This is a genomic window from Bacillus sp. JCM 19034 (genome assembly GCF_001310635.1).
GTDB lineage: Bacteria > Bacillota > Bacilli > Bacillales > Bacillaceae_D > Halalkalibacter.
In genome coordinates, this window is record NZ_BAXR01000040.1 from 1 (window position 1) to 5,092 (window position 5,092).

Annotated in this window: 6 protein-coding genes; 1 reads left to right on the forward strand and 5 read right to left on the reverse strand. The window is 31.1% G+C overall.

All coding sequences use genetic code 11. The features are described 5' to 3' along the window. Positions 1-490: 490 nt before the first annotated feature. From JCM19034_RS20375 to JCM19034_RS20395, 5 genes are all read right to left on the reverse strand, one after another. Complete coding sequence (locus JCM19034_RS20375) at positions 491-781, reverse strand: hypothetical protein (RefSeq protein ID WP_062052605.1); 291 nt, start codon at positions 779-781, stop codon at positions 491-493. A 289-nt stretch (positions 782-1,070) separates the two neighbouring features. Continuing rightward, positions 1,071-1,556, reverse strand: coding sequence for a GyrI-like domain-containing protein (locus JCM19034_RS20380; RefSeq protein WP_062052606.1), 486 nt, complete (start codon positions 1,554-1,556; stop codon positions 1,071-1,073). A gap of 161 nt (positions 1,557-1,717) precedes the next feature. After that, entirely contained in the window at positions 1,718-2,179 is a 462-nt protein-coding gene (locus JCM19034_RS20385) for a DinB family protein (protein ID WP_062052607.1), read from the reverse strand. A gap of 153 nt (positions 2,180-2,332) precedes the next feature. Continuing rightward, positions 2,333-3,238: an aminoglycoside phosphotransferase family protein gene (locus JCM19034_RS20390; protein WP_062052608.1), complete on the reverse strand. Its 906-nt coding sequence runs from the start codon at positions 3,236-3,238 to the stop codon at positions 2,333-2,335. Positions 3,239-3,427: 189 nt separating this feature from the next. After that, positions 3,428-3,946 carry a hypothetical protein gene (locus JCM19034_RS20395; protein WP_062052609.1) on the reverse strand — a complete coding sequence of 173 codons (519 nt, stop codon included), beginning with the start codon at positions 3,944-3,946 and terminating at the stop codon, positions 3,428-3,430. Positions 3,947-4,520: 574 nt separating this feature from the next. Between JCM19034_RS20395 and JCM19034_RS20400 the strand changes: the two genes are divergently transcribed. Then, a complete protein-coding gene (locus tag JCM19034_RS20400) occupies positions 4,521-4,913 on the forward strand; it encodes a hypothetical protein (RefSeq protein ID WP_062052610.1) in 393 nt (130 codons plus the stop codon). Positions 4,914-5,092 lie beyond the last annotated feature (179 nt).

Below are 5,092 nucleotides of genomic sequence, written 5' to 3' on the forward strand. Positions count from 1 at the left end.
TTTGATTCTTCATCCCGTATACCACCTAGGAATTTTCTCACATCTTGATTCACAAATAGTTTTTTAACATCAGCATAATCCGTTTTTTTAAAAGAATTTATGAAACATCTTTCTGTTTCAAACAAATGAAATCACCCCCTTAGCCTTCATTTAATACATATATTTTACCTTTAGACCCATATTTTGTTAGTTTAAATTTATTAAATTAAACTGCCTCGTTAGTTTAAGTGAAACACTTCACAATATCACAAATTTCCATACTAAAATCATACCAGATGACAACGAAATATTGTTGATATTTTCCATAATTATGACAAACGTTACTGTGCAGTATCCGTCATACGAAATAACGATCACCCTAAAAAAGTGACCGCCTTAATGATTGTTTAATAACAAGTATTGTTAAACTATGCAGCAAAAGGACCTGTTTTTTTTCGTCTTCCTTCTTCAACTAAAGCCCCGTTTGTTGAATAAGAAATTCAACAGTTTTTCATAAATCGAAAAATGTAATTATGCCCCAAACAAACAAGCAGATAAATATTATTAAGAATACAATGTCTTTGATGTTTCTCTTTGTATTATAAAAAAGGAGCTTACAGACCGAGTAAATTACGCCTAAAACCGTTCCTGTGAATACAACAATAAATCCAATCATTTTATCAGTTCCATTTACTTGTATTAAGAATACAAAAGTAGTAAATAATATAGCTAATATCTTTTTAGTTTTTGCGTATTTACTATCATTGAAAATAACATCTTTAAGTTGTCCGTTTTCTCCCATACAGTCCCCCTCTAATTCTTTAAAATATTTAGTTCATTCACCATAATAAACCAATCCTCTTATTAAAGATTACTGAACCGTTACTTGAATAACTGTTGGTTTGATTTTAACATTAATTCCTTTTTTTGTTGTGCAAAAAAATGCGTTCCTGCTTTATTGCAGAAACACTCCCCTTAGTTTAAGTTTAATAATTCACAATCTGCTCTGTTTATATAACTCAAGAGCGATACTCTGTTGAAGAATCGCTTTCGTTGAAAATACTCTCAAAATGAATTTAGTAATTATTCGATTACTTATCTCTTATAGGGAAATGCAACAAAAATTCTGAAAATCCTCGTTCTAACGGAGAATGAACAGTTGAATACATCTCGAACCCATAGGAACCAGCTTGTTCAAACTCTGAGTTATTTATCCACTCATACAACTCCCCATAAGCATTACCCGCACTATCATTGTCTCCTTCGTATTCTAAAACAGCATAGGTGGATTTAGGGAGTTCATACTCAATCATACCGACTGGGGGTTCCACATCTGTATTAACTTCTACCCCAGCTATCCATGTGAATAGGTCAGTATCAGGATTGTAGTTAGGAGGGTCAATGAAAATTCCATAGGTTATAGGAAGACCCATTGCACCATTAATCTCATTCAGTCTGGTATTAAAGAATTGTTGGAATTCAGGAATTATCTTTTGTTCTCTAGTATCTTGCAATAAAGTTTCTAGCTTCATTCCTATTATTCGTAATTGTTTTCTCTCAATAATTTTAATTTTCATCTATTCGCCTCTTATTTGTGAAAATTTACCTAACTATAAAATTCGGTTAATGTTAACAAATATCCTTTTATATTTTCTTCAACTATCCTGCCCATTAGCACAAGAAACGACTGCTCTTCAACTCTTCTGCCCATCGCCCCCAGTTAGTTAAATAAGGTTTTTTAGTTGAAAATTCTCCCAATATAATTAGCGGATACAGGGTTAAGTTCCATTTCTCTTGCCCATATAGAGAGTTGACCAATGTGGTGAATTTCATGAGAAATTATATGATGTAATATTTCTTCAACAGTATATTTATCTGCGTCCCAAGGAACACTCACTACTTTTGCTTTTAGTTCGTCTAAATTTTCATTTAGAAACTCTGTTACTTCATTTTGAAATTTCTCTGAAAGCGATTCAACCATTTCAACTGTATTGTAATTAGTAAATTCAAATACTACATCTTCTTTCCCTTGAATACCACGAACCCAACTGTACTCAACATCAATAATGTGAAAAAGCGTATATAATATACTTCCTACTCCTCCAGTTCGGATTTTTAACAATTCTTCATTAGGTAGTTGTTTGCACCAGTCAAACCATTCGCCTCTCACTTGCCAGTTATATTTAAAAAAATTTATCAATTTACTTCCTCCATATAAGTTGTTTAATGACTAACTTTTGTTCTCTAAAAACCTTTTCTATTAAACAAACCTGCCCGTTAGCAGCATATGCGATAGCCTTTATATAGCTACCGCTCCCGTTACTTTAAGTACAATCTTTCACAAAGGTATTTTCTATTGATACCACTTCGGCTTTAATCTATTGAAGTAATCATGATCTTCTAAATACATGTAAACTTTATCTAACATCACATTTAAGTTGTTTGGAATAGTTTTTAACGTCCATATTACAGTAGAGAAAACGCACATTGCTAGGTAAAGTGAATACAGCCTCCAAAACTCTTCATCAGGTTCTTTATTATTAAAGTAACCTCTGATTTGTCCTATTGAAAAAGGAATGCTTATTTCTCGGCTAAAAATACCAATCTTGAGAAATTCATGAATAGGATCTCCCCAATCATACCTGTTAAAGTCTATAACTCCAGCGAATTTTTTATTATTCACAATGATGTTTCCAAGGTGAAAATCATCGTGTTGAAATAAGTTCGGGCGTTGTTTCATGAGTTGTATATTCTCATCAATAAAATTCATTATTTTTTGATCATTTTTTACCTTTACCTCACACGTTAAGTAAGCGTCTATATATCTCCTATGTTTTTCTACTTTCCTTGAATACCACGAAGAAATATGGTTTGGAGCAGCAAATTGATGCATTTTTCTTAATTCTTTTCCCGCGTCAATGCCAATATTAAATTGTTCGTGGTCTGAGTATCTTGAGATTTGATCCTCAGCATCTTTACCTTCTATGTATGATGTGATCATATACCCCCGATTTCCTACCTCACCTATTGAAATCGGTTGTGAACAAGTAACGTTATAATCCTGCATCCTTTCCAAAATAAAGTATTCTGTTTTCTTTAATTCCAATACCTCTAAATTAAACATCCGAAGAAGTAACTTATTGTTACCATCATGCATATGTATTATATATTTTTCATCTGAGGAAAATCCCTTTTTAATTTGAATAACATCATTACAATTACTTATTAAAGGAATCTGATTTATTAGTGTTTTGCTCAAACCCTCACCCCTGTTATTAAATTAAGATAAATTAAATAATCTCAAACTTTAATATTTCTATAAATGAACTACATTTCCTCTTTCACTAAACTCCTTCTTTAGTTTAACATTCATTTCCTTTTATTAACATTTAAAAAAGCATTCCTTGTTAAAGAAATGCACTCGCTTGTTGCAGAGAATCTTCCTATTTTATTTGCCTTTTATGTCTTTTTCTTTATTTCTCTCTCTCAAATAGTACAAAGTCTCAATTAACAATATGATTAAGGCTACTCCTATTGCAATCGTGATACTAATTGTTTGGTTTAAACTAATGATTTTCCCTATTAAATAAAAAATACCTATTCGTATAAATAGTAAAACGATGACATAAAAGATATTTTTACCGATAATATATTTCACAGTGATTTCAATAAAACTATCGAGAGTAAATAGATAAACAAAAAAAGAAATAGTTATAACAGCTAACTGATTCTTACTAATATTAAGAGAAAATATTCTATTCACAATACTTGTAGAGCCAAGAAGTGCGAATATTACTAAACCGATTGTTGCAGTTATAATTAAGGATAGTGCCACCGACACAAAAATAACCATGAAGAAATTCATCTTTTCTTCTTCAGTTTCTTTTTTATTACCACTATATACAAATTTAAAAATCAGTAAAAACGAAATAATAAATACGACTATTAAAGTTAAAAATATTTCCATATTAAACTCCTTGATAAACCTAATAAAATATATCATTTAACAATTAACAAAATGCATATTCTATCAACTCTCGCTCCCGTTTGATACAGATATTGCTATTACCTGTTCAAGTCATGAACCATATTATTTATTTCTTAACTCGTTTAAATCTCGGATACGTTTATAAATATCAGATACCTTATCTACAACCTCTCATAACACTTAATCTCCGCCATTTCGCATCGTAACAGTATTGATTAATCCATAGATCATCTTTACAACGATTTAGCATTATCTTCTGTTAGCTGATTAACAGCTGCAGGATTTCAGACCACTTTGAATTTTAGAGTGGTATCTATACTCTTATCTTACTGAGGGCTCTATTTTTTCAAAGTCCAAATTAACGCACTACAGAAATGCTGTGCAGCAAAAATTTCGTTTTATAATTTTTGCACTTGTTAGTGCAACAAGAATCAATATGGTGAATAATAAATCTTATCTTTACAGGTGTCCTATTTGGAAAAATAGCAGGTACCACCACTTATGAATAACGCTTCTATTTGTTGGGAAACTATCTTTTAAGGAGGTAATTGTAATGAAAAAAAATTATTTCACCACTTTTACATTATTTATAATATTCTCACTAGTAGTTTCATCAGTGTATGCTGAAGAGCCCTGGAGTAAATATCCTGATAACTCAGATAAGGAGTTTATGGATGCTAATGCTTTTTATGAGACAAGAGACAAGAACCTATACACAGAGTACGAAGGTGCAAAAGTTAACTCTAGAGAAAAAGTATCTTATAAAGATATAAATAAAATATTATCAAAATTTGACGATTATGGAAACGCTAGAGTTGGTGGTAATGGATATCACCCCAAAAGGCAAGTTTACGTATTTGTAACTGTTTCCAAAGAAGGTGATAAAATGAAAAAGGCAGTTTTTGATGCAGAGAAACATCAACCCATAGCTATTTCAGGACCTTGATAAAAAGACTTTTTTAAAAAAATTACGTATATCAAACAGACTTCAAATTTATGGAAATCTATTTATTTCATTTAAGTGCAATCGCCACTATTCTGCTCCTAGTTAAATAAGGCTTACCTTAATTAGAATGATTTTATCGAATAAATCGCTTGTTCAGCACCAAATCTGATAATGTTACG

Bases quoted from the DNA above. Each gene is read 5' to 3' on its own strand.
- JCM19034_RS20375 (WP_062052605.1), bottom strand. From the start codon at position 781: ATGGGAGAAAACGGACAACTTAAAGATGTTATTTTCAATGATAGTAAA.
- JCM19034_RS20380 (WP_062052606.1), bottom strand. From the start codon at position 1,556: ATGAAAATTAAAATTATTGAGAGAAAACAATTACGAATAATAGGAATG.
- JCM19034_RS20395 (WP_062052609.1), bottom strand. From the start codon at position 3,946: ATGGAAATATTTTTAACTTTAATAGTCGTATTTATTATTTCGTTTTTA.
- JCM19034_RS20400 (WP_062052610.1), top strand. From the start codon at position 4,521: ATGAAAAAAAATTATTTCACCACTTTTACATTATTTATAATATTCTCA.